The organism is Enterobacter sp. BIGb0383 (assembly GCF_003751845.1).
In the GTDB taxonomy this organism is placed as follows: Bacteria; Pseudomonadota; Gammaproteobacteria; order Enterobacterales; family Enterobacteriaceae; genus BIGb0383.
In genome coordinates this window covers 1-24,806 of record NZ_RJKQ01000008.1, presented here as the reverse complement: position 1 = coordinate 24,806, position 24,806 = coordinate 1, and the positions used below count along the sequence as shown (strand labels likewise).

Here is a 24,806-nt window from a genome sequence, read left to right as displayed (position 1 = left end):
TACTGGCCCGCCATCAACGCCATACCCCTTTGGTATCGACGATATACGGCTGTGTCACCGTCGCTCCGTCAATCGCTTTGAACGGCTGGTGATCGACCAACATCACCAGTACGTCAGCGGTAGCCAGCGCCTCGTCAATCGTCGCCAGCGTGCACAAGCCATTCAGACGGGCAGGAAGCTGATGAATATTCGGCTCCACCGCCAGCGTTTCTCCGCTGTGCCAGCGGGCCAGCTGTTCGGTAATTTCCATCGCCGGGCTTTCGCGCAGATCGTCGATGTTGGGCTTAAATGCCAGCCCGAAGCAGGCAATTTTGACTTCGCTGGCGCGCTTGCCGCTGGCGGTCAGGCAGTCCGCCACCGCCGCTTTGACCTGGTTAATCACCCAGTGCGGCTTCCCGTCGTTCACTTCACGTGCGGTGCGGATCAGGCGAGCCTGTTCCGGGTTTTGCGCCACGATAAACCAGGGATCGACCGCGATGCAGTGGCCACCCACGCCCGGTCCTGGCTGGAGGATATTGACGCGAGGATGGCGATTCGCCAGACGGATCAGCTCCCAGACGTTAATCTCGCGGTCGGCGCAAATCAGCGACAGCTCGTTGGCAAAGGCAATATTGACGTCGCGGAAGCTGTTTTCCGTCAGTTTGCACATTTCGGCGGTGCGCGAATTCGTCACCACACATTTACCTTCAAGGAAAATGTTATACAACTCGCTGGCGCGGGCCGAGCAAACCGACGTCATCCCGCCGATCACCCGATCGTTTTTAATCAGTTCAATCATGACCTGACCGGGCAGGACGCGCTCCGGGCAGTAGGCGATATTGATATCCGCCTGTTCACCCGCCTGCTGCGGGAAGGTCAGGTCGGGACGCATTTCCGCCAGCCATTCGGCCATCAGCTCGGTGGCACCCACCGGCGAGGTGGACTCGAGGATCACCAGCGCGCCCGCTTTCAGTACCGGCGCGATAGATTTTGCCGCCGCTTCGACATACACCATATCCGGCTCGTGATCGCCCTTAAACGGCGTCGGAACCGCAATCAAATACGCGTCAGCTTCAACCGGCGTGGTGCGAGCCTGCAGATAGCCACCGGCCACCGCCGTTTTGACGACGCTGCCCAGATCGGGTTCAACAATATGGATCTCGCCGCGATTGATGGTATCCACGGCATGCTGGTTGATATCCACACCCACCACGCGCTTCTGACGCGAGGCGAAGGCCGCCGCCGTTGGCAGACCGATATAGCCGAGGCCAATCACGGAAATGGTAGAAAAACTCATAGCGTTATCCGATTATTTTTTAGTTCGTGCAAAATCCGGCCACAGGCCTGGCCATCCCCGTAAGGGTTATGGGCCCGGCTCATGACGTCATATTCTTCTTTGTCATTCAGCAAGCGGGTGACTTCTTCCACGATACGCTGGTTGCTGGTGCCCACCAGTCGAACGGTGCCCGCTTCGATAGCTTCCGGACGTTCGGTGGTATCGCGCATCACCAGTACCGGGGTGCCGAGGGAAGGCGCTTCTTCCTGGATCCCGCCGGAATCGGTCAGGATCAGCCAGGCACGGGTCATCAGCCAGACAAACGGCAGATAATCCTGGGGTTCGATCAGCACCACGTTCGGCACATGGCCGAGAATACGGTTGACCGGCTCGCTAACGTTAGGGTTCAGATGGACGGGATAGACAATCTGCACGTCTTCATGCCGTGCGGCGATATCCGCCAGCGCGTGGCAGATCTGTTCAAATCCGCGACCAAAGCTCTCCCGGCGGTGGCCGGTGACCAGAATCAATTTTTTCTCTTCGTCGAGGAAAGCGTACTTCGCCGCCAGTTTGGCACGCAGCTGTTCATCGGCCAGTACGCTGTCGCGCACCCAGAACAGGGCATCAATCACCGTATTGCCGGTCACGAAGATCTGGCTATCGGAGAGGTTTTCCCGCAGCAGGTTTTGCCGGGAATTCTCCGTCGGCGCAAAGTGGTACATCGCCAGATGGCCGGTCAGGGTCCGGTTCGCCTCTTCCGGCCACGGGGAGTAGAGATCGCCCGTGCGCAGCCCCGCCTCAACGTGCCCGACCGGGATACGCTGATAAAACGCGGCCAGACTGGTGGCCAGCGTGGTGGTGGTGTCGCCGTGAACCAGGACAACATCTGGCTTAAAGGATTCCAGAATAGGCTTCAGGCCTTCCAGAATGCGGCTGGTGATTTCCGTCAGTCCCTGGCCCGGGCGCATAATATTGAGATCGTAATCCGGGACGATGGAAAACAGGTTCAGCACCTGATCGAGCATCTCCCGGTGTTGGGCAGTCACGCAAACTTTCGCCTCAAAATACGGATCCTTTGCCAGCGCATGGACCAGAGGCGCCATCTTTATAGCCTCCGGACGCGTACCAAATACAGTCAGTACTTTCACATCGATTCTCTTCGATTGGATGGTGAAGGCCCGCCGCCTTCACCACGGACGGCAGTTTATATTTTGCGACGGCGGACGAGCGCCACACCTGACCCGATCAACGCACCGACGATTCCCCACATGATCATCAGGAACAGACGGCGCGGGCTGTCGCGTTTAACGGGTTCTTCAGGCGTTCGCAAATAACGGTAGGTCTGGAAACGCGGGTCCAGCGTTGGCCCCACGTTGAGTGTAGTCAGCATTGCCCGGTTCTGGTCGTAGTCGAGGTCATACTCAGCCCCCACGGCCTGCAGATTCTCCAGGCGCCCCTGCAGCATTGGACGACCCAGCAGGAATAGCTCGGAGTCCGGCAGTTCGTCCGCCGGCACGTCCGTTTCACTGCGGGAGATATTGTGCTGCTCGGCAATTTTCAGCGCCTGTTCAATACTGTGGATACGGCGGTTAAAAATGGATTTCGCCACCTCTTCCTGCCGTTTTACCTGCGCTTTCATCTGGATGGTACGGGCAGCCCATGCCCCCTTCAGCTCATCATTGAGATGACCCGCCGCACGCTGGCTGGCGAACGCCACGTACTGGCGCAGCAGGTTATTGGCATCCGCACCGTTTTCCGCCGTCAGCTTGACGCTGTCGTAGACGCTGCGCGCAGCATCGCCGGGCATAAACTGGATATCGTTAATCAACTCATCCAGCAAAGCGGCATCTGCCTTGGAGTTGCCGACCATGCGCTGCTTGTAGTAATCCGTCTGCGACCAGAATTCCCGACGCGTGTCCCAGGACGCCAGCTGCATAATAAATTCTTTGTATGACTCATCCATCACCGAGGGCTGATCGACCGGTGCCAGATTAGCCTTTACGTCAAGGTTGCGCAGGAACTGCTGCTGGGAGTAGAACCCGCCCAGCATATTCACCGTCGGGCGATCGGTGATAGCCGTAGCGCTCCACTCCTGTCGGGCGAAGAAGGTATAGATTAAGGCGACCAGAGCGAATAACAGCGCAATGCCCACTATCCACAACTTTCCCGCCCACAATGTCCGAAACAGGCCGCGGATATCCAGTTCATTCTCAGCGCTCACTTGCTGTGCTCCCGGTAATGGTTGTGTCATCACTTCCCCAGCTTTACTTGGTTAATGTTGAGGTATTGCCGTTCTTCCGCCGCATACGACGCTTCACGCGTTTAATCAGTCTGGCCACTTTCCAGGCCCGTTTAATACAATAGCCATAGAGGAAAAATGCAAGCAAGAATAATGCCAACATTGCCCATTCCGGAACAATCTGAAGATATTCGCCAAGAACACCGATTAGGGCAAGGAGGGCAGCCGCGAGCGTGATCAGCACAAAGGCCTGACGGGAAGTAAACCCTGCGCGCATAATCAGATGGTGAATATGTTGACGATCCGGTGAGAAAGGGCTCATCCCCTTGCGCAGTCGGCGATACATAATGGCGATCATGTCCATCAACGGGATAGCAATGATCCACAGTGCGGTGACAGGGCTGATAGGATGAGTGGCGCCCTGCGTCGTTTCCAGCAGGATCCAAATCACCGTAAAGCCAATCAGCGTACTGCCGGCATCCCCCATAAAGACTTTATATCGGGTACCCAGAACGCCGAGGTTAAGCAGAATGTACGGGAGGATCGCGACGATCATCGCAAAACACCACATCGCGAGGCTGGTCTGTCCATCAAACCACAGAATGATCCCAATCGCCGCGAAGGAGACGCTGGATAGCCCTCCAAGCAGGCCATCGATCCCATCAACCATATTAAAGGCGTTGATCGCAGCCCAGACGGCAAACAGCGTCAGGAAGTAGCCAAACGGACCGAGGACCATTTCCCACGAGCCAAAGATGTATCCCAGACTACTAAGGTAAAGTTTCCCCACCACCATCATAACGATGCCAATAACGGCCTGCACCGTGGCGCGGATTTTGACGCTAATGTCATAGCGATCGTCAAGCGCCCCCACCAGCACCAGCACGCCGGCACAGGCCAGGTACAGCGTGGCATGCGGAATGTAATAATCAGCGATTGCAAAAGAGAAGCAGATCCCAGCGTATACCGAAATACCACCAACCAATGGAATCAGTCCCTGATGTCGCTTACGGAAATTCGGTTTATCCACTAAACCAACCTTTTTAGCCGCCTTGCGCGCAAAAAAAAGGAACAGAGTCGTGAACAAAAAAATACTGAATAGATCAGTACCTGCGGTCAGTAAATTCACAATGCATGTTCTCAGCGTATGTTGATACCTAAAGTATAACCATGAAGCCAGCTCTCCAGAAGGGGGAGTAAGATAAGGAGCCAGCAAATTCGTTTATTTTTCAACCAGACACTCCATTTATGGCCGTCTTATTACTCCCTTAATCATTTTTAGAAACGCTGCAACAGCGAAACTACCGTGCTTAAGCGTATAGGCAGAAATGAAAAACGCCACGTATAAACGTGGCGTTTTTTGACACATACCGGATTACGAGCGTTTCATCATGTCGAAGAAATCGTCGTTGGTCTTGGTCATCGCAAGTTTGTTGATGAGGAACTCCATTGCGTCGATTTCACCCATCGGATGGATGATTTTACGCAGGATCCACATCTTCTGCAGCTCTTCCTGAGTGGTGAGCAGCTCTTCTTTACGGGTACCGGAACGGTTGTAGTCAATCGCCGGGAAGACGCGTTTTTCAGCGATTTTACGTGAGAGGTGCAGCTCCATGTTACCGGTGCCTTTAAACTCTTCGTAAATAACCTCGTCCATTTTGGACCCGGTATCAACCAGCGCCGTCGCGATGATGGTCAGGCTACCGCCCTCTTCCACGTTACGCGCCGCACCGAAGAAACGCTTCGGACGATGCAGGGCGTTAGCGTCCACACCACCGGTCAGTACTTTACCGGAAGCCGGCACCACGGTGTTGTACGCACGCGCCAGACGGGTAATGGAGTCGAGCAGGATGATCACGTCTTTCTTGTGCTCAACCAGGCGCTTGGCCTTCTCGATAACCATTTCCGCAACCTGTACGTGACGGGATGCCGGTTCGTCAAAGGTAGAAGCGATAACTTCACCTTTTACCAGACGCTGCATCTCGGTCACTTCTTCCGGACGTTCGTCGATCAGCAGGACCATCAGCACGCAGTCCGGGTGGTTGTAGGCGATGCTCTGCGCGATATTCTGCAGCAGCATCGTTTTACCGGCTTTCGGCGGTGCCACAATCAGACCACGCTGGCCACGGCCAATCGGTGAAGCCAGATCCAGTACGCGAGCGGTTAAATCCTCGGTCGAACCGTTGCCGCGTTCCATACGCAGACGCGAGTTTGCGTGCAGCGGCGTCAGGTTTTCGAACAGGATTTTATTACGCGCGTTCTCCGGTTTATCGAAGTTCACCTCGTTAACTTTCAGCAACGCAAAGTAACGCTCACCCTCTTTAGGGGGGCGAATCTTACCTGAAATGGTGTCACCAGTACGGAGGTTGAAACGGCGGATTTGGCTAGGGGATACGTAGATGTCGTCGGGGCCTGCGAGGTAGGAACTGTCTCCGGAGCGGAGGAAACCAAATCCGTCCTGCAGTATCTCAAGCACGCCATCGCCAAAGATATCCTCGCCACTCTTCGCGTGCTGCTTCAGGATGGCGAAAATGATGTCCTGTTTGCGCATACGCGCCTGGTTTTCCAGGCCCATATTTTCGCCGAGAGTAATCAGATCAGAAACCGGCGTATTCTTTAATTCGGTAAGATTCATAGTGATGTGGGTTCTTAAACTCGGGGGAAATCTCGAACTTAATGTTGTGAATGGTATGGCAGGAACATCCATGCCTGTTTGCGGCCATCAACTCATGTCTGTTCGCTGCCTGGTCACAGGAGAGTACACAGAACTGAAACGACAAGACGGATTGAGTGACGAGCCCGGAATTTTTTGCTTCTCGCGCTTTGTGAAGCGGGAAGTCTCGGGTAAAGCAAGATTCAACGACTATTAGAGATGTTTAATACGAAGTCAACATTAACTTAGCACGACTCAAGACGGGCGTCCAGCGATCCGAACAATTCAGAATCACCAGACGCCAGAATAAAGGTAGCTTACGCCAGATTGGCGTCAAGGAACTCTTTCAGCTGACCCTTAGACAGCGCACCCACTTTGGTGGCAGCCACTTCGCCGTTTTTAAACAGCAGCAGAGTCGGGATACCACGGATACCGTACTTCGGAGCCGTGCCCGGGTTCTGGTCGATGTTCAGCTTCGCAACGGTCAGTTTGCCGTCATACTCCTCAGCGACTTCATTCAGAATCGGGGCAATCATTTTGCAAGGACCGCACCACTCTGCCCAGAAATCAACAAGAATCGACCCTTCCGCTTTGAGTACATCCGTGTCAAAACTGTCATCAGTCAGGTGAATAATTTTATCGCTCATATATAACTCCACAGGAATAAGCCTGGCGTATTGGTGTAGCATTAACCAACGACTTGATGTCGCATTAGCCAACTAAAGGTTGACTTTATTTCATCGGATACGCTTTCGTAAAGCAATAGTAAGCTGATATTCTACCACACTATGAGCAAAACACATTTAACAGAACAGAAGTTTTCCGACTTCGCCCTGCACCCTCAGGTGATTGAAGCCCTTGAAAGTAAAGGGTTTCATAATTGCACGCACATTCAGGCATTGGCCCTTCCGCTAACGCTGGCGGGTCGTGACGTTGCGGGTCAGGCGCAAACCGGTACCGGAAAAACGATGGCGTTTTTAACGTCAACGTTTCATTACCTACTCACTCACCCGGCAATTGAAGACCGCAAAACCAATCAGCCACGTGCGCTGATTATGGCGCCGACGCGCGAACTGGCGGTACAAATTCACGCCGACGCGGAAGTGCTGGCGCAGGCAACCGGTCTGAAACTGGGCCTGGCCTACGGCGGTGACGGCTACGATAAGCAGCTGAAAGTGCTGGAAAGCGGCGTTGATATTCTGATCGGCACCACCGGTCGTCTGATCGACTACACCAAACAAAACCACATTAATCTGGGTGCAATCCAGGTTGTGGTGCTGGATGAAGCCGATCGCATGTACGATCTCGGCTTTATTAAAGATATCCGCTGGCTGTTCCGCCGTATGCCGGCGACCGATCAGCGTCTGAACATGCTGTTCTCCGCGACGCTCTCTTACCGCGTTCGTGAGCTGGCGTTCGAGCAGATGAACAACGCCGAATACGTTGAAGTGGAACCCGAGCAAAAAACCGGTCACCGCATCAAAGAAGAGCTGTTCTACCCGTCCAACGAAGAGAAAATGCGTTTACTGCAGACGCTCATCGAAGAAGAGTGGCCGGATCGCGCGATTATCTTCGCTAACACCAAGCACCGCTGCGAAGATATCTGGGGCCATCTGGCTGCGGACGGTCATCGCGTTGGCCTGCTGACCGGCGACGTGGCGCAGAAAAAACGCCTGCGTATCCTGGAAGATTTCACCCGTGGCGATCTCGATATTCTGGTCGCAACCGATGTGGCGGCACGCGGCCTGCATATTCCTGCCGTGACCCACGTCTTTAACTACGATCTGCCAGACGACTGCGAAGACTACGTGCACCGTATTGGCCGTACCGGCCGTGCAGGCGCGAGCGGGCACTCCATCAGCCTGGCCTGTGAAGAGTACGCGCTGAACCTGCCGGGAATTGAAACCTATATTGGTCACTCGATTCCGGTGAGTAAGTACAATACGGATGCCCTGATGACCGATCTGCCGAAGGCGAAACGCCTGGTGCGTACGGCCCGTCCCGGCAATGGCCCACGCCGTAGCGGCGGTGGTGCTCCCCGTAATCGTCGTCGCTCAGGTTAAAACATAAATGCTCAGCTCCGCCTCGCTCTATGCAGCTATTGATCTCGGTTCGAATAGTTTTCATATGCTGGTTGTACGCGAGGTGGCAGGAAGCATTCAGACCCTGACGCGCATTAAGCGCAAGGTTCGTCTTGCCGCGGGTCTCAACGGCGAAAACTCACTGTCCGATGAGGCGATGGAGCGGGGCTGGCAGTGTCTGCATCTGTTTGCAGAACGACTGCAGGATATTCCCCCCGCCCAAATCCGTGTGGTGGCAACGGCAACGCTGCGCCTGGCGATAAATGCAGATGCGTTTATCGCCAAAGCACAGGCGATCCTCGGCTGCCCGGTTCAGGTGATCAGCGGTGAAGAAGAAGCCCGCCTGATTTATCAGGGCGTGGCGCACACCACCGGCGGTGCCGATCGCCGTCTGGTCGTTGATATCGGCGGTGCCAGCACCGAGCTGGTGACAGGTACCGGCGCACAAACCACCTCTCTTTTCAGCCTGTCGATGGGCTGCGTCACCTGGCTCGAACGCTACTTTACCGATCGCAACCTCGCCAAAGAAAATTTTGACGAAGCAGAACAGGCTGCCCGGGATGTACTGCGTCCGATCGCCGATGAACTTCGCTATCACGGCTGGAAAGTGTGCGTCGGCGCTTCAGGCACCGTCCAGGCGCTGCAGGAAATTATGATGGCGCAGGGGATGGACGAACGCATTACCCTGCCCAAGCTCCAGCAGCTCAAACAGCGCGCCATTCAGTGTGGACGCCTGGAAGAGCTGGAAATTGAAGGCCTGACGCTAGAGCGGGCGCTGGTTTTCCCCAGCGGTCTGGCCATTCTGATCGCCATTTTCAATGAGCTGAATATTCAGTGCATGACCCTTGCGGGCGGCGCACTGCGCGAAGGCCTGGTCTACGGCATGCTGCATCTGGCGGTCGATCAGGATATCCGTAGCCGCACGCTGCGTCATATCCAGCATCGTTTTATGGTCGATACCGTACAGGCCCACCGCGTAGCCGCACTCGCACGACGGTTTGCCGAATCGGTGCAGGCAGAATGGAACCTGGACAACTACAGCATCGATCTGCTGCAAATGGCCGGTGAACTGCACGAAATTGGGCTGAGCGTTGAGTTTAAGCGCGCACCGCTGCATGCGGCCTGGCTGGTGCAGAATCTTGATTTGCCCGGCTTTACGCCAGCGCAGAAAAAGCTGCTGGCCACGCTGCTGCTTAACCAGACTAATGCGCTCGACCTCTCATCGCTCCACCAGCAAAATGCGGTCCCGCCGCGTGTAGCCGAGCATCTTTGCCGCCTGCTGCGGCTGGCGATTATTTTCTCCGGCCGCCGTCGGGACGACCATCTGGCGGCGATTACGCTGACGGCAGCGGGAGAGACGCTGCACCTCGCGCTGCAGGAAAACTGGCTCGCGGCACATCCGCTGGGTGCGGAGCAGCTTGAACAAGAGAGCCAGTGGCAAAGCTACGTGCACTGGCCGCTGGAAGTCGAGTAACCTCTTATTCCTTACCCTTAGCTTTTGCCAGCATCGCTTTTAAACCGGCAACCCGGCTCTGTCCGGTTTGCATCCGCTCTTCCGCACTCACCACTTTACGTTCGGTTTCCCAGATAAGATCGTCCTGCGGCAGCTCCAGCAGGAAGCGGCTCGGCTCCGGACGCACCAGCTCGCCGTACTGTCGGCGCTCTTTGCAGAGAGTGAAGATCAGCTCCTTCTGCGCACGGGTGATCCCCACATAGGCCAGACGCCGCTCTTCATCGATATTCTCTTCATCAATGCTGCTCTGATGCGGCAGAAGCCCCTCTTCCATTCCGACCAGGAAGACGTAGGGAAACTCCAGCCCCTTCGAGGCGTGCAGCGTCATCAACTGGACCTGATCGGCCTCTTCCTCGCTTTCACCGCGCTCCATCATGTCGCGCAGGGTAAAACGGGTCACCACCTGCGTCAGGGTCATCGGCTCGTCCAGCTCGTTACCCTCCAGCATTTCCGTCATCCAGCCGAACAGGGTGTTAACGTTCTTCATCCGCATTTCGGCTGCTTTCGGGCTGGGCGAGGTTTCATACAGCCAGGACTCGTAATCCACGCCGTGGATCAGATCCCGCACGGCAGCGACCGGTTCCCGTTCGGTGAGGCGCTGTACTTCGCCCAGCCAGTGGGTAAAACGCGTCAGCGATTCATAGCCACGGCCGGTCAACGTCTGGTTCAGGCCCATATCAAAGCTGGCGGCAAACAGGCCTTTATTGCGGGTCATTGCCCACTCGCCCAGTTTTTGTAATGTCGCCGGGCCGATTTCACGCTTCGGCGTATTCACTATACGCAGGAAGGCGCTGTCGTCGTCCGGGTTGGTCAGCACCCGCAGATAGGCCAGCAGATCCTTAATTTCCGGGCGCGAGAAGAACGAAGTCCCACCCGAAATACGGTACGGGATGCGGTTCTGCATCAGGAATTTCTCAAACACCCGCGACTGGTGGTTGCCGCGATACAGGATGGCGTAGTCCTTGTATCCGGTCTTATTCACAAAGTGGTGGGCAATTAGCTCCCCGGTGACCCGCTCCGCCTCATGCTCTTCATGGTTGGCGCTTAGTACTTTCAGCTCGGGACCGTAGCCCAACTCGGAGAACAGCCGCTTCTCGAAAACGTGCGGGTTATTGGCGATCAAGATATTGGCCGCTTTCAGAATGCGCCCGGAAGAACGGTAATTCTGCTCCAGTTTGATCACCTGCAGCGCCGGAAAATCCTGGCTCAGCAGCACCAGGTTTTGTGGCCGGGCGCCACGCCAGGAGTAGATCGATTGATCGTCATCCCCTACGACGGTAAAGCGCGCCCGGTTGCCGACCAGCAGCTTAACCAGTTCATACTGGCTGGTGTTGGTGTCCTGGTACTCATCCACCAGCAGATAGCGAATTTTGTTCTGCCAGCGCTCACGCACCTCTTCATTGCGCTGCAGGAGCAGCGTAGGGAGCATGATCAGATCGTCGAAGTCCAGCACATTGCAGGCCTTCATATGCCGCTCATAGAGGCCATAGCAGTGGGCAAAGATCCTGTCCCGCTCGCCCTGCGCCTGCGCCGCCGCATGCGCGGGCGTCATTAGATCGTTTTTCCAGTTGGAGATCGTCGAGATCAACTGCTGGAGCAGGACTTTGTCATCCTCAAGCAGTTCTTCTGTCAGCTCTTTCAGCAGCGCCGTCTGGTCCGTATCGTCGAACAGGGAGAAGTTGGATTTCATCCCCAGCGCGGCATATTCGCGCTTGATAATATCCAGTCCCAACGTATGGAAGGTGGAGATCATCAGCCCGCGTGCTTCCGCACGTCCCAGCGTTTGCCCGACGCGCTCTTTCATCTCCCGCGCCGCCTTGTTGGTAAAGGTCACCGCCGCGATATGCCGCGCCTGATAGCCGCAACCACGGATCAGGTGCGCAATTTTATTGGTGATAACGCGGGTTTTGCCGGAACCGGCGCCCGCCAGCACCAGACAGGGCCCGGTGACAAATTCGACGGCTTGTTGTTGGCCTGGGTTTAAACGCATGAAGTCCTTCAACGAAAGTCGGGAGGGGGAAAAAAGTGCGTGGTAGTATAGCGAGCGTAATCCATACGACTCAAGGCACGATCATGGCAAAAACAGCGGCAGCAATGCATATTCTTGTAAAAGAAGAGAAACTGGCTCTGGAACTTCTGGAGCAGATCAAAAACGGCGGCGACTTTGAGAAGCTGGCGAAGAAACACTCCACCTGCCCGTCAGGCAAAAAAGGCGGACACTTAGGTGAATTCCGTCAGGGCCAGATGGTTCCGGCTTTTGATAAGGTCGTGTTCTCCTGCCCGGTGCTGGAGCCAACCGGCCCGCTGCACACCCAGTTCGGCTACCACATCATTAAAGTGCTGTACCGCAACTGATTCAGCAATGTAAAAAGGCCGCAATCGCGGCCTTTTTGTTATTCAGAGAACTTATCCAGCAACGGCAATACGTTTCATATCCGTCATATAGCCGCGCAGTTTCTGGCCCACTTCCTCGATAGCGTGGCTGCGAATGGCTTCGTTCACGTCGCGCAGCTGGGCGTTATCTACCGCACCTTCGGTAATCGCTTTGCCCAGATCGCCCGCCTGCAGCGTGGTCATAAACTCTTTCAGCAGCGGTACGCAAGCGTAAGAGAACAGGTAGTTACCGTATTCTGCCGTGTCGGAGATAACCACGTTCATTTCATACAGACGCTTACGGGCAATGGTGTTGGCAATCAGCGGCAGCTCGTGCAGAGACTCGTAGTACGCCGACTCTTCGATGATGCCGGAATCGACCATGGTTTCAAACGCCAGCTCAACGCCCGCTTTCACCATTGCGATCATCAGCACGCCGTGGTCAAAGTACTCCTGCTCGCTGATTTTGCCTTCCTGCTGCGCTGCGGTTTCGAACGCGGTTTTGCCGGTCTCTTCACGCCAGGTCAGCAGGTTTTTGTCGTCGTTAGCCCAGTCAGCCATCATGCCGGACGAGAATGCGCCGGAGATGATGTCATCCATATGTTTCTGGAACAGCGGAGCCATAATGCCTTTCAGCTGCTCGGACAGCGCGTAAGCACGCAGTTTCGCCGGGTTGGAGAGGCGATCCATCATCAGGGTGATGCCGCCCTGCTTCAGCGCTTCGGTGATGGTTTCCCAGCCGAACTGAATCAGTTTTTCCGCATAGGCTGGCTGAGCGCCGTCCGCCACCAGCTTGTCGAAGCACAGCAGAGAACCCGCCTGCAGCATACCGCACAGGATAGTCTGCTCGCCCATCAGGTCAGATTTCACTTCGGCAACGAAAGAGGATTCCAGCACGCCCGCACGGTGACCGCCGGTCGCCGCAGCCCAGGCTTTGGCAATCGCCATGCCTTCGCCTTTCGGATCGTTTTCCGGGTGAACCGCGATCAGGGTCGGTACGCCAAAGCCACGCTTGTACTCTTCACGAACTTCAGTACCCGGACACTTCGGTGCCACCATTACCACGGTGATGTCTTTACGGATCTGCTCGCCCACTTCAACGATGTTGAAGCCGTGAGAGTAACCCAGCGCCGCGCCGTCTTTCATCAGCGGCTGTACCGCACGCACAACGTCAGTGTGCTGCTTGTCCGGCGTCAGGTTAACCACCAGATCCGCCTGCGGGATCAGCTCTTCGTAGGTACCGACTTTAAAACCGTTTTCGGTCGCTTTACGCCAGGAGGCGCGTTTTTCCGCGATGGCTTCTTTGCGCAGGGCGTAAGAGATATCCAGACCGGAATCACGCATGTTCAGACCCTGGTTCAGACCCTGAGCACCACAGCCGACGATGACCACTTTTTTACCCTGAAGGTAGCTTGCGCCATCGGCAAATTCGTCGCGGCCCATAAAGCGACATTTACCCAGCTGCGCCAGCTGCTGGCGCAAGTTCAAAGTATTAAAGTAGTTAGCCATGGTGAAACCTCGTTGTGATGTTGTGCTTATTGTTCGGTTCGCGTTTGCGAGAATGTACTTACTATATGACAGGAAATGCGTTGCTTAAATTGATATATTAACAACGTTATGTTGCAAGAACTGCAACGCCAAAATGTGGAGTCTGTCTCATGGATTTACGCGATCTGAAAACCTTCCTGCACCTGGCAGAGAGCCGCCACTTTGGCCGCAGCGCCCGCGCCATGCATGTCAGTGCCTCCACGCTCTCCCGGCAGATCCAGCGCCTGGAAGAGGATCTCGGCCAGCCGCTGTTTGTCCGCGATAACCGCACCGTCACGCTCACCGAAGCGGGTGAAGAACTGCGCACTTTCGCCCAGCAAACCCTGCTGCAGTATCAGCAGCTGCGTCATACCATCGATCAGCAGGGACCGTCGCTCTCCGGCGAGCTGCATATCTTCTGTTCTGTCACCGCCGCCTACAGCCATCTGCCGCCGATCCTTGACCGCTTCCGCGCCGAGCATCCGTCGGTGGAAATTAAGCTCACCACCGGGGATGCCGCCGATGCGATGGAAAAAGTCGCCACCGGCGAAGCGGACCTGGCCATTGCCGGTAAACCGGAAACCCTGCCGGGTGCGGTGGCGTTTTCGATGCTGGAGAATCTGGCGGTAGTGTTGATCGCCCCGGCGCTGCCCTGCCCGGTGCGTAGTCAGGTTTCGCAACCGGAGCCAGACTGGTCAACGGTGCCGTTTATCATGGCCGATCAGGGCCCGGTCCGCCGTCGTATTGAGCTGTGGTTCCGACGCATGAAAATCAGCAACCCGTCGATTTACGCCACCGTCGGCGGCCATGAGGCGATGGTGTCGATGGTGGCGCTCGGCTGTGGCGTGGCGCTGCTGCCGGAAATCGTGCTGGAAAATAGCCCGGAGCCGGTACGCAACCGCGTGATGATTTTAGAGCGCAGCGATGAGAAAACCCCGTTTGAGCTGGGCGTCTGCGCACAAAAAAAGCGGCTGCATGAGCCGCTTATTGAAGCTTTCTGGAAAATCCTGCCTGGCAACTAGCCCGCGAGGAAGAAGCGGAAGGCCGGGTTCTGACTCTCGTCGTGGCAGTCGTAGCCCAGCTCGTTGAGCCGGGTTTCGAAATCCGGCTCGTGCTCGCCCAGTTCAAAAGCCGCCAGCACGCGGCCATAGTCGGTGCCGTGGCTGCGGTAGTGGAACAGGGAGATATTCCAGTGGGTGCCGAGCGTATGCAGGAATTTCAGCAGTGCACCCGGTGACTCCGGGAATTCAAAGCTGAACAATCTCTCCTGCAACGGTTTCGACGGGCGTCCGCCGACCATATAGCGCACGTGCAGCTTCGCCATCTCATCGTCAGACAGATCCACCACGCCGTAGCCGCCTTCATTCAGCAGGCTGATGATCTCTTTGCGCTCTTCCAGGCCGCGGCTCAGACGTACCCCGACAAAAATGCAGGCGTCTTTGGCATCGGCAAAGCGATAGTTAAACTCGGTGACCGACCGACCACCCAGCAGCTGGCAGAACTTGAGGAAGCTGCCTTTGGTTTCCGGAATGGTTACCGCCAGCAGCGCTTCCCGCTGTTCGCCCAGCTCGCAGCGCTCGGACACATAGCGCAGGCCGTGGAAGTTGACGTTCGCGCCGGAAAGCACGTGCGCCAGTCGTTCACCGCGAATATTGTGCTGCGCGATATATTTTTTCATTCCCGCCAGCGCCAGCGCGCCGGACGGTTCAGCCACCGCACGCACATCTTCAAACAGGTCTTTCATCGCCGCACAGATAGCGTCGCTGTCGACGGTGATAATGTCGTCGAGATACTCCTGGAGCAGGCGGAAGGTTTCGTCTCCGATACGCTTCACCGCCACGCCTTCGGCAAACAGCCCGACGCGAGGCAGATCCACCGGATGCCCGGCATCCAGCGCCGCCTTCAGGCAGGCGGAATCTTCCGCTTCCACCGCAATCACTTTGATTTGCGGCATCAGCTGTTTGATCAGTACCGCCACGCCCGCCGCCAGGCCGCCGCCGCCGACTGGGACAAAGACCCGATCAATATGCGCATCCTGCTGGAGCAGCTCCAGAGCCAGGGTTCCCTGACCGGCGATCACCATCGGATGATCGAACGGCGGCACCCACGTAAAGCCCTGCTGCTGCGCCAGCTCAATCGCTTTGGCTTTCGCCTCGTCGAAATTTGCCCCGTGCAGCAGGACCTCGCCGCCAAAGCCGCGCACCGCATCGACTTTAATATCGGCCGTCGCAACCGGCATCACAATCAGCGCCTTCAGGCCCAGTCTTGCAGAAGAGAACGCCACACCCTGAGCATGATTGCCCGCCGAGGCGGTGATCACGCCCTGCGCTTTCTGCTCCTCCGTCAGACCGGCCATCATCGTGTAGGCGCCGCGCAGCTTAAAACTGTGGACCGGCTGGCGGTCTTCGCGCTTCACCAGGATCACGTTATCGAGGCGCGAAGAGAGCTTGTCCATTTTCTGCAGCGGCGTGACCTGCACCGCTTCATAGACCGGTGCCCGTAGCACCGCCCTGAGATATTCCGCCCCGTCAGGCGTGGCGGAAAGAGGTTGCGGCTCAGCCATCATCAACCTCCGAGTTTGGATTTATCGCGAACCGCGCCTTTATCCGCGCTGGTCGCAAGGCTGGCATAGGCACGCAGGGCGAAGGACACCGCACGCTCGCGCGCTTTCGGGGTCCAGGCCTGGTCACCGCGCGCGTCCTGAGCTTCACGACGTGCCGCCAGATCCGCATCGCTGACCTGCAGCTGGATGCCGCGGTTCGGGATATCGATAGCGATCAGGTCCCCATCTTCGATAAGCCCGATGCTGCCGCCGCTGGCCGCTTCCGGAGAAACGTGGCCGATAGAGAGGCCCGACGTACCACCGGAGAAACGTCCGTCGGTGATCAGCGCACAGGCTTTACCGAGGCCCATTGATTTCAGGAAGGTGGTCGGATAGAGCATTTCCTGCATCCCCGGTCCGCCTTTCGGGCCTTCGTAGCGGATCACCACCACGTCGCCCGCCACCACTTTACCGCCGAGGATCGCCTCGACCGCATCGTCCTGGCTCTCGTAGACTTTTGCCGGACCGGTGAATTTCAGAATGCTGTCATCCACGCCCGCCGTTTTTACAATACAGCCGTTTTCAGCGAAGTTACCGTAGAGCACCGCCAGACCGCCGTCTTTGCTGTAGGCATGTTCCATCGAGCGGATACAGCCATTGGCGCGATCGTCATCGAGGGTATCCCAGCGGCAGCTCTGCGAGAACGCCTTAGTGGTGCGAATGCCCGCCGGACCGGCGCGGAACATCTCTTTGACCGCCTCGTCTTTGGTCAGCATCACGTCATACTGCTCCAGCGACTGGGGCAGCGTCAGGCCCAGAATATTTTTCACTTCGCGATTCAGCAACCCGGCACGGTCCAGCTCGCCGAGGATACCGAGTACGCCACCGGCACGGTGAACGTCCTCCATATGGTATTTCTGGGTGCTGGGCGCCACTTTACACAGCTGCGGCACTTTGCGGGAGAGCTTGTCGATATCGCTCATGGTGAAGTCGATTTCCGCTTCCTGAGCCGCAGCCAGCAGGTGCAGAACGGTATTGGTCGAGCCACCCATGGCGATATCCAGGGTCATCGCGTTTTCAAATGCGGCTTTGTTGGCGATATTACGCGGCAGCGCGCTGTCATCGTCCTGCTCGTAGTAACGCTTGGTCAGCGCAACGATGCGCTTACCGGCATTGAGGAACAGCTGTTCGCGATCGGCGTGGGTCGCCAGCAGAGAGCCGTTGCCCGGCTGGGACAGGCCCAGCGCTTCGGTCAGGCAGTTCATTGAGTTGGCGGTGAACATCCCGGAACAGGAGCCGCAGGTCGGACAGGCAGAACGTTCAACCTGGTCACTCTGCTCGTCGGAGACTTTCGGGTCCGCGCCCTGAATCATCGCATCGACCAGATCCAGCTTGATGATCTGGTCGGAGAGTTTGGTTTTCCCGGCTTCCATCGGGCCGCCGGAAACAAAGATCACCGGGATATTGAGGCGCAGGGAAGCCATCAGCATCCCCGGGGTGATTTTGTCACAGTTGGAGATACACACCATCGCGTCGGCGCAGTGGGCATTCACCATATACTCAACCGAGTCGGCGATCAGTTCGCGGGACGGCAGAGAGTAAAGCATCCCCCCGTGGCCCATAGCGATACCGTCATCGACGGCAATGGTGTTGAACTCTTTGGCGACGCCGCCTGACGCCTCAATTTGCTCCGCAACCAGCTTACCGAGATCGCGCAGGTGCACGTGCCCCGGCACGAACTGGGTAAACGAGTTCACCACGGCAATAATCGGTTTTCCAAAATCGTCGTCGGTCATCCCGGTGGCGCGCCACAGCGCACGGGCACCCGCCATATTACGGCCGTGGGTTGTGGTAGCGGAACGATACTTAGGCATGCTTTGTTACTCCCAATCTTTCTGTTGAATGAGGCGGTGCGTGCCGCCCCATTATTATCTGTCTTAGTTAACCTGATCCAACCAGCCCCATTTATCTTCCGTTTCACCGGTGAAGAGGCCAAAGAATGCATCCTGAATACGTTTTGTCACCGGACCACGGCGACCTTCACCGACCTGGATGCCGTCGACGCTGCGCACCGGCGTAATTTCCGCGGCGGTGCCGGACATAAAGACTTCATCCGCAAGATAGAGCGACTCGCGGGATAGCACCTGCTCGCGCACTTCGATACCCAGATCTTTTGCCAGCTTGATAATGGCGTCGCGGGTAATGCCCGGCAGCGCGGAGGAGGTGAACGGCGGGGTAAACAGAATCCCGTCTTTCACTTCAAACAGGTTTTCGCCTGCGCCTTCGGAGATATAGCCCTGCACGTCCAGAGCGATACCTTCCTGATAGCCGTGGCGACGCGCTTCGCTGCCAACCAGCAGAGAGGAAAGGTAGTTACCGCCGGCTTTTGCCGCCGTCGGAATGGTGTTCGGTGCCGCACGGTTCCAGGAGGAGACCATCGCATCGATGCCCTGCTCCAGCGCTTCCGCACCCAGATATGCGCCCCACGGGAACGCAGCGATGATCACATCGGTGGTGTAGCCTTCAGGCGGGTTTACGCCCATGCCCACGTCACCGACAAAGACCAGCGGACGAATATAGGCGCTGGTCAGGTTGTTTTTGCGCAGGACCTGGCGGCAGGCTTCCATCAGCTCATCAACGCTCTGAGAAACCGGGAAACGGTAGATTTTTGCGGAGTCGCGCAGGCGCTGCATATGTTCACGATGACGGAAAACGACCGGCCCTTTATGAGAATCGTAGCAGCGGATGCCTTCAAACACCGAAGTACCGTAGTGCAGGGCGTGGGACATGACATGAACCTTCGCGTCTTCCCAGCGCACCATTTCACCGTTGGACCAGATGTAGTCAGCTTTTTTCGTCGTCATTTTCGTTCCTATTGCGCTCAGGCGCTGATTTGTTGTGATGATGTTGTCTGTTGCTGGATCTCTACGCGAGCCACGTCGATCAGTTTATTTAACTGACTAAACAGTAAGTCGACAGGTCGGGGGCTGGCAACGGTCAATTCGATATTTATGTTACGGGCGTCGGTGGCGAGCTCCATATTCATGGCACACACCTGGAAACCACGGTGGCGTACCACACGCAGCACGCGCTCTAATGTTTCGGGGTTGAAGCGGGCTTCTACGGCGACCTGATGATGCATCATGATAATTTCTCCAGCATTTGCGAGTTACTGGCGCCAGGTGGCACCAGAGGCCAGACATTTTCAAGCTCATCGATTGAGACATGAAGCAGGTAAGGCCCCTCGCTGTTCAGCATAGTGTCGAGAGCCGTAGCAACCTGGTCTTTACGAGTGATGTGCTGGCCGGGAATACCAAAGGCCTGAGCCAGCATGAGGAAATCGGGGTTATCGGTGAGGGTCGTTTCGCTGTAGCGTTCCTTGAAGAACAGCTGCTGCCACTGGCGGACCATGCCTAAGCGCTGATTATCCAACAGGACGATTTTCAGCGGCAGCTGTTTGCGTTTTACGGTGCCGAGCTCCTGAACATTCATCATGAAGGAGCCGTCACCGGAGATACAGATTACCGTGTCATCCGGCCTTGCAACCTGAGCCCCAACCGCCGCAGGCAGGCCAAAGCCCATCGTACCGAGACCGCTGGAGGTGATGAAATTTTCCGGACGGCTAAAGGCCATATGCTGCGCGGTCCACATCTGATGCTGGCCCACGTCGGTGGTCACCACGCTCTCGGCAGGCATACGCTCTGAAAGCTGTTTCAACAGGAGTGGCGCATAGATAGCCTCGCCCGGATGATCGTAGCGCCATGGATTTGCTTCATTCAGCGCGGCAACCTCCTGCTGCCAGGCGGCAATCTTCAACGGCTGCTGGAGGGCAGGCAGCAGTCGATTCAGGGAGCCTTGCAGAGAAACGTGCGCCTGACGCAGCTTGCTGAACTCGGCCGGGTCGATATCCAGATGAATCACTTTCGCATGTGGCGCAAAGGTATTGAGCTTGCCGGTGACGCGATCGTCAAAGCGTGCCCCAACGGCAATCAGCAGATCGCACGCCTGAACTGCCAGGTTCGCCGCTTTGGTACCGTGCATCCCCAGCATACCGGTGTAAAAAGGGTGTTCAGCCGGGACAGCCCCAAGACCTTTCAGCGTCACGGCCGACGGGATACTTGTGACGGCAATAAATTCGCGCAGAGCAGGAACGGCCTGAGCCATACCGACACCACCGCCGACGTAGAGCATCGGTTTTTCCGCGCTGGCCAGCATGTCGCGGGCCTGCTGCAGCGCGCTATGCGGCAGCGCATCTTCATCTTCTACGGTGGATAACCACGGCTCCAGGTCGCCGCTGGCTAACTGAATATCTTTTGGGATATCAACCAGTACCGGGCCAGGGCGGCCGGAGCTGGCAACCTCAAACGCTTCGGCCATCACGCGCGGGAGGTCCTCAAGGGATTCAACCAGGAAACTGTGCTTGGTGCAGGCCAGCGAGAGGCCCAGCACGTCGACTTCCTGGAAGGCATCGGTGCCGATCAGCGGAGCGGCAACCTGCCCGGTGATGGCGACAACCGGTACGGAATCGAGCAGCGCATCGGCCAGTCCGGTCAGCAGGTTAGTCGCGCCCGGGCCGGATGTGGCGATACACACGCCGGTTTTGCCGGTGGAACGCGCATAGCCGATAGCGGCCATCGCAGCGCCCTGCTCGTGTCTGCACAGCAGGTGCTCCACGCCGCCGTCATACAGTGCATCGTAAACCGGCATAATTGCGCCGCCCGGATAGCCGAAGACCATATCGACACCCTGCGCTCGCAAAGCATGTACCACCCACTGTGCCCCGTTCATAGTTACTTCCCCGTCGTGAATCGAGAGAAACAGAATTTTATGCTACTTATCATTCTCTGCTCCTCGCTTATGTTTTTAGGTCATAAAAAAACCCCCGGACCTTTCGGTGCGGGGGTCTTAGTTCGTTAAGGCTTGATTTTTAAGCCTTTCCTCGTCCAAGTGCAGCCCCGCACGGTGGGATAATAATCACCACCACGCTAATCACGACCAGGCTAATCACTCGTAGAAGGGCTGTCATTTTGTGTTCTTTTGGCTTCTTGTTCGAAGGAATGCCTAAAGAGTTACCATAGACAGAGGTTATGACACAAGAAATATTTGCATTTAATTTTCTGAGCGGGCAAATACTTCCTATGGAAACAATTGTTTTTCATAAGAAAAAAAGAAAATAGCCATATTTTGAGAATTCACAGCCTCCGTTATTCGCCGTACAGGCGCGTCAGCCCAGTTAAAATCACCTTTTGCGAGCCAGCTCGCCATACAAAAGAAAACGTACATTCCGTGGGTAAAATGCAGGAAACCTGCGCGTAAATACGCGATTGACGAGATTACGGCGTAACGAGTTCACAGCATAATCCCCTTTCAGGAGGGGCTATGTCACTATCTATCGTCTATACCCGGGCGGCGCTTGGCGTCTCAGCGCCGTCCATTACCGTCGAGGTCCATATCAGTAACGGGCTACCGGGGCTAACGCTGGTTGGGCTACCGGAAACCACGGTAAAAGAGGCCAGGGATCGCGTGCGCAGCGCGATTATCAACAGCGGTTATACCTTCCCGGCGAAGAAGATAACCATCAACCTCGCTCCTGCCGATCTGCCAAAAGAGGGCGGACGATACGACTTACCTATCGCCATTGCGCTCCTGGCAGCCTCTGAGCAGCTTACGGCGCCGGAACTGGCTTCGTATGAGCTGGTTGGCGAACTGGCGCTTACGGGCGCACTGCGCGGCGTTCCGGGCGCAATTTCATGTGCGATGGAGGCCATCAGGTCCGGTCGACGTATTATCGTCGCCAGCGAAAACGCAGCAGAGGTGGGCCTGCTGGAAGGTAAAGACTGCTTTATTGCCAGCCATCTGCAGGAGGTCTGCGCCTTTCTCGAAGGAAAGTTTACGCTGCCCTCACCGGAACAAAACCGGGAAGAGCCGCCCGCCAGCTCGGACGATCTGTGCGATGTGATTGGCCAGCAGCAGGGAAAGCGGGCGCTGGAAATTGCCGCCAGCGGCGGACATAACTTACTGTTGATTGGCCCGCCCGGTACGGGGAAGACCATGCTGGCCAGCCGACTTAACGGGCTTCTGCCTCCTCTGAGCAACCAGGAGGCGCTGGAGAGCGCGGCCATACAAAGCCTGGTCAATTCCACTTTAATCGCCCGACAGTGGCGACAGCGCCCGTTTCGTGCCCCACATCACAGCGCGTCACTGACGGCTATCGTTGGTGGCGGCTCGATACCCGCGCCCGGCGAGATCTCGCTGGCGCATAATGGCATTCTGTTTCTGGATGAACTTCCCGAGTTCGAAAGGCGTGCGCTGGATGCGCTGCGGGAACCTATCGAGTCCGGGCAGATCCATATTTCCCGCACCAGGGCAAAGGTAACCTATCCCGCCCGCTTTCAGCTGATCGCGGCGATGAACCCCAGCCCGACAGGACACTATCAGGGGAAACACAACCGCTGTACGCCGGAGCAGACCCTGCGCTATCTGGGCAGGCTGTCAGGCCCCTTTCTCGATCGCTTCGACCTGTCTCTGGAAATTCCCCTTCCCCCACCGGGCGTACTGAGCCAGGCGGATCGGGGTGGAGAGAAAAGTGCCGTGGTGCGGCAGCGTGTCATGCAGATTCAGAAGCGACAGCTTACACGGCAGCATAAGCTGAATGCCCGGCTGGAAAATCGCGAGATAGCCGCTCACTGTGTGTTACGGCTTAAGGATGCGCAGTGGCTGGAGGAAACCTTCACCCGCCTGGGGCTCTCTATTCGCGCCTGGCAGCGGCTGCTGAAGGTGGCACGTACCATTGCGGACATTGAGCAGTGTGACGCTATTCAGCGCCAGCATCTGCAGGAGGCGCTCAGCTATCGTGCCATCGACAGGATGCTTATCCATCTGCAAAAGCTTCTGGCGTAAAAAAGGGGCTTTCGCCCCTGTTCTTAATCGTCAGATTCGGTGTAGTCCTCTGCACCTTCCATCTGCGGCTTACCGCCGGACAGCGTATGGAAACGCTTAGGACGCTTAATGCGTGCCATGTACTTAAACCAGACACGCTCCGTCTCGGAATTCGGTTCATCTTCGCCACGGCAAACCGCGACAAAATGTTTTTCTTCTTCCGTTGCAGGCTCACGCTTGCCCAGTTCCAGCTCATTCAGGGCATATCCCAGACGCTCAAGCAGCTGAGCTTCTTTAATGGTGAAATCCCCGTGACGAGAGAACCCGCGCGGATAATTTTTATTATCGAAAAAACGATTAGTTGTCGTAAAGCTTTCCGCCATCCTACACGCTCCTAATTCTTTGGCCGAGCTATTTATGGCGCGGAGTATTAGTTAGGCTTGACATCGTGTAAAACAAAAGATTTAAATCATAACGACAAATTATTTTGTGGAGAAAACTGTGGATACGGACTTGCTTAAAACTTTCCTGGAAGTCAGTCGAACCAGGCACTTCGGTCGGGCCGCTGAAGCGCTCTATTTGACACAGTCAGCCGTCAGTTTTCGAATTCGTCAGCTGGAGAATCAGCTTGGCGTGAATCTGTTCACGCGTCATCGTAATAACATCCGTCTGACCAATGCCGGAGAGAAACTACTGCCTTATGCCGAGACGCTGATGAGCACATGGCAGGCCGCACGCAAAGAAGTCGCGCATACCTCCCGGCATAACGAGTTATCCATCGGCGCCAGCGCGTCTCTGTGGGAGTGCATACTCAGCGAGTGGCTGAGCAAACTCTATCAGACGCATACCAGCCTGCAATTTGATGCCCGGATCGCACAGCGACAGTCGCTGGTTAAGCAACTTCATGAACGACAGCTTGATCTGCTGATCACGACAGAATCGCCCAAGATGGACGAATTTAGCAGCCAGTTGCTGGGACATTTCACGCTGGCACTCTACAGTGCTGAACCGTCGCGCAACAAAGCCGATCTGAATTATTTACGTCTGGAATGGGGGCCTGACTTCCAGCAGCACGAGGCTGGGCTGATCTCTAGCGAGGATATTCCCGTGCTGACAACCAGCTCCGCCGAGCTTGCGCGTAGCCAACTTGCCGGGCTGAATGGCTGCACCTGGCTGCCCGTGCAGTGGGCGAAAGAGAAGGAAAATTTACATGTCGTTGCCGACGGTTCGACGCTATCTCGCCCTTTATATGCTATCTGGCTGCAGAACAGTGACAAGCAGGCGCAGGTCAAAGAGTTGTTGAAAATCAGTATGATAGATTGATTTGTACTACTATGGATGCGGAGATATCGCAAAGGAATGCGATACGCAAAACGGCGGGAGATCCCTATTTTAAAGACAAAAAAAATCCTTTGCCGAAGCAAAGGATTATTTTTTTCTGGCAGGGGCGGAGAGACTCGAACTCCCAACACCCGGTTTTGGAGACCGGTGCTCTACCAATTGAACTACGCCCCTAATAGGGTGGCGGAACGGACGGGACTCGAACCCGCGACCCCCTGCGTGACAGGCAGGTATTCTAACCGACTGAACTACCGCTCCACCGAATTTTTTTACTGTACTTCCACCGGTTGTCACCCCGGCTTACTGCAATTTGATGCCTGGCAGTTCCCTACTCTCGCATGGGGAGACCCCACACTACCATCGGCGCTACGGCGTTTCACTTCTGAGTTCGGCATGGGGTCAG

At 56.4% G+C, this 24,806-nt stretch carries 23 protein-coding genes, 2 tRNA genes and 1 rRNA gene; 6 read left to right on the top strand and 20 right to left on the bottom strand.

What is annotated here, in order from left to right; translation table 11 throughout:
* Positions 1-13 precede the first annotated feature (13 nt).
* The 7 genes from wecC to trxA all read right to left on the bottom strand — a co-directional run bounded on the left by wecC (position 14) and on the right by trxA (position 6,794).
* The gene (gene wecC, locus EDF81_RS22960) at positions 14-1,276 is read right to left on the bottom strand and encodes a UDP-N-acetyl-D-mannosamine dehydrogenase (RefSeq protein ID WP_123350487.1); all 1,263 of its coding nucleotides are present in this window, start codon (positions 1,274-1,276) and stop codon (positions 14-16) included.
* Complete coding sequence (gene wecB / locus EDF81_RS22955) at positions 1,273-2,403, bottom strand: non-hydrolyzing UDP-N-acetylglucosamine 2-epimerase (RefSeq protein WP_123350486.1); 1,131 nt, start codon at positions 2,401-2,403, stop codon at positions 1,273-1,275. Before wecB ends, wecC begins: the two co-directional genes overlap by 4 nt.
* Before the next feature lie 56 nt (positions 2,404-2,459).
* Positions 2,460-3,506, bottom strand: coding sequence for an ECA polysaccharide chain length modulation protein (gene wzzE / locus EDF81_RS22950; protein ID WP_123350485.1), 1,047 nt, complete (start codon positions 3,504-3,506; stop codon positions 2,460-2,462).
* A 13-nt stretch (positions 3,507-3,519) separates the two neighbouring features.
* The gene (gene wecA / locus EDF81_RS22945) at positions 3,520-4,623 is read right to left on the bottom strand and encodes a UDP-N-acetylglucosamine--undecaprenyl-phosphate N-acetylglucosaminephosphotransferase (RefSeq protein WP_123350484.1); all 1,104 of its coding nucleotides are present in this window, start codon (positions 4,621-4,623) and stop codon (positions 3,520-3,522) included.
* A gap of 246 nt (positions 4,624-4,869) precedes the next feature.
* Positions 4,870-6,129: a transcription termination factor Rho gene (gene rho, locus EDF81_RS22940; RefSeq protein ID WP_123350483.1), complete on the bottom strand. Its 1,260-nt coding sequence runs from the start codon at positions 6,127-6,129 to the stop codon at positions 4,870-4,872.
* 87 nt (positions 6,130-6,216) lie between these two features.
* Positions 6,217-6,300 (bottom strand): rho operon leader peptide, encoded by an 84-nt coding sequence (locus EDF81_RS24295; protein WP_260232768.1) that lies wholly within the window; start codon positions 6,298-6,300, stop codon positions 6,217-6,219.
* A gap of 164 nt (positions 6,301-6,464) precedes the next feature.
* Positions 6,465-6,794 (bottom strand): thioredoxin TrxA, encoded by a 330-nt coding sequence (trxA, locus tag EDF81_RS22935; RefSeq protein ID WP_123350482.1) that lies wholly within the window; start codon positions 6,792-6,794, stop codon positions 6,465-6,467.
* 141 nt (positions 6,795-6,935) lie between these two features.
* Between trxA and rhlB the strand changes: the two genes are divergently transcribed.
* Positions 6,936-8,210: an ATP-dependent RNA helicase RhlB gene (gene rhlB / locus EDF81_RS22930; protein ID WP_123350481.1), complete on the top strand. Its 1,275-nt coding sequence runs from the start codon at positions 6,936-6,938 to the stop codon at positions 8,208-8,210.
* A 7-nt stretch (positions 8,211-8,217) separates the two neighbouring features.
* Positions 8,218-9,702 carry a guanosine-5'-triphosphate,3'-diphosphate diphosphatase gene (gppA, locus tag EDF81_RS22925; RefSeq protein WP_123350480.1) on the top strand — a complete coding sequence of 495 codons (1,485 nt, stop codon included), beginning with the start codon at positions 8,218-8,220 and terminating at the stop codon, positions 9,700-9,702.
* 4 nt (positions 9,703-9,706) lie between these two features.
* On the opposite strand, the gene rep is transcribed toward gppA, so the two are convergent.
* Positions 9,707-11,731 (bottom strand): DNA helicase Rep, encoded by a 2,025-nt coding sequence (gene rep / locus EDF81_RS22920; protein ID WP_123350479.1) that lies wholly within the window; start codon positions 11,729-11,731, stop codon positions 9,707-9,709.
* Positions 11,732-11,814: 83 nt separating this feature from the next.
* Between rep and ppiC the strand changes: the two genes are divergently transcribed.
* Positions 11,815-12,096, top strand: a complete 282-nt coding sequence (ppiC, locus tag EDF81_RS22915; RefSeq protein WP_032615193.1) for a peptidylprolyl isomerase PpiC — start codon at positions 11,815-11,817, stop codon at positions 12,094-12,096.
* 51 nt (positions 12,097-12,147) lie between these two features.
* On the opposite strand, the gene ilvC is transcribed toward ppiC, so the two are convergent.
* Positions 12,148-13,623: a ketol-acid reductoisomerase gene (gene ilvC, locus EDF81_RS22910; protein ID WP_123350478.1), complete on the bottom strand. Its 1,476-nt coding sequence runs from the start codon at positions 13,621-13,623 to the stop codon at positions 12,148-12,150.
* Between the two features lie 149 nt (positions 13,624-13,772).
* On the opposite strand from ilvC, the gene ilvY reads away from it, so the two are divergent.
* A complete protein-coding gene (gene ilvY, locus EDF81_RS22905) occupies positions 13,773-14,663 on the top strand; it encodes an HTH-type transcriptional activator IlvY (protein WP_123350477.1) in 891 nt (296 codons plus the stop codon).
* Here ilvY and ilvA read toward each other — a convergent pair.
* The 7 genes from ilvA to ilvL all read right to left on the bottom strand — a co-directional run bounded on the left by ilvA (position 14,660) and on the right by ilvL (position 21,209).
* The gene (gene ilvA, locus EDF81_RS22900; protein WP_123350551.1) at positions 14,660-16,204 is read right to left on the bottom strand and encodes a threonine ammonia-lyase, biosynthetic; all 1,545 of its coding nucleotides are present in this window, start codon (positions 16,202-16,204) and stop codon (positions 14,660-14,662) included. The two genes, ilvY and ilvA, sit on opposite strands and share 4 nt — an antisense overlap.
* Positions 16,205-16,206: 2 nt before the next feature.
* Positions 16,207-18,057 carry a dihydroxy-acid dehydratase gene (gene ilvD / locus EDF81_RS22895; protein ID WP_123350476.1) on the bottom strand — a complete coding sequence of 617 codons (1,851 nt, stop codon included), beginning with the start codon at positions 18,055-18,057 and terminating at the stop codon, positions 16,207-16,209.
* 63 nt (positions 18,058-18,120) lie between these two features.
* Positions 18,121-19,047, bottom strand: coding sequence for a branched-chain amino acid transaminase (locus tag EDF81_RS22890; protein ID WP_123350475.1), 927 nt, complete (start codon positions 19,045-19,047; stop codon positions 18,121-18,123).
* Positions 19,048-19,064: 17 nt separating this feature from the next.
* Positions 19,065-19,328: an acetolactate synthase 2 small subunit gene (gene ilvM / locus EDF81_RS22885; protein ID WP_123350474.1), complete on the bottom strand. Its 264-nt coding sequence runs from the start codon at positions 19,326-19,328 to the stop codon at positions 19,065-19,067.
* Entirely contained in the window at positions 19,325-20,971 is a 1,647-nt protein-coding gene (gene ilvG, locus EDF81_RS22880; RefSeq protein ID WP_123350473.1) for an acetolactate synthase 2 catalytic subunit, read from the bottom strand. Before ilvG ends, ilvM begins: the two co-directional genes overlap by 4 nt.
* A gap of 2 nt (positions 20,972-20,973) precedes the next feature.
* Positions 20,974-21,024, bottom strand: a complete 51-nt coding sequence (ilvX, locus tag EDF81_RS24390) for a peptide IlvX (protein ID WP_221180841.1) — start codon at positions 21,022-21,024, stop codon at positions 20,974-20,976.
* An 86-nt stretch (positions 21,025-21,110) separates the two neighbouring features.
* Positions 21,111-21,209, bottom strand: coding sequence for an ilv operon leader peptide (ilvL, locus tag EDF81_RS22875; RefSeq protein WP_001311244.1), 99 nt, complete (start codon positions 21,207-21,209; stop codon positions 21,111-21,113).
* Between the two features lie 353 nt (positions 21,210-21,562).
* Between ilvL and EDF81_RS22870 the strand changes: the two genes are divergently transcribed.
* A complete protein-coding gene (locus EDF81_RS22870; RefSeq protein ID WP_123350472.1) occupies positions 21,563-23,083 on the top strand; it encodes a YifB family Mg chelatase-like AAA ATPase in 1,521 nt (506 codons plus the stop codon).
* A gap of 23 nt (positions 23,084-23,106) precedes the next feature.
* Here EDF81_RS22870 and EDF81_RS22865 read toward each other — a convergent pair whose 3' ends face one another.
* On the bottom strand, positions 23,107-23,445 hold the full coding sequence (locus EDF81_RS22865) for a DUF413 domain-containing protein (protein WP_123350471.1): 339 nt from the start codon (positions 23,443-23,445) through the stop codon (positions 23,107-23,109).
* Positions 23,446-23,563: 118 nt separating this feature from the next.
* Here EDF81_RS22865 and hdfR point away from each other — a divergent pair, with 118 nt between their 5' ends.
* Positions 23,564-24,385: an HTH-type transcriptional regulator HdfR gene (gene hdfR, locus EDF81_RS22860; protein ID WP_123350470.1), complete on the top strand. Its 822-nt coding sequence runs from the start codon at positions 23,564-23,566 to the stop codon at positions 24,383-24,385.
* A gap of 116 nt (positions 24,386-24,501) precedes the next feature.
* On the opposite strand, the gene EDF81_RS22855 is transcribed toward hdfR, so the two are convergent.
* From EDF81_RS22855 to rrf, 3 genes are all read right to left on the bottom strand, one after another.
* Positions 24,502-24,577, bottom strand: a tRNA-Trp gene (locus tag EDF81_RS22855).
* 7 nt (positions 24,578-24,584) lie between these two features.
* Positions 24,585-24,661: transfer RNA gene (locus EDF81_RS22850), tRNA-Asp, on the bottom strand.
* Positions 24,662-24,718: 57 nt separating this feature from the next.
* Positions 24,719-24,806: ribosomal RNA gene (gene rrf, locus EDF81_RS22845) — 5S ribosomal RNA — on the bottom strand; the annotation flags it as partial.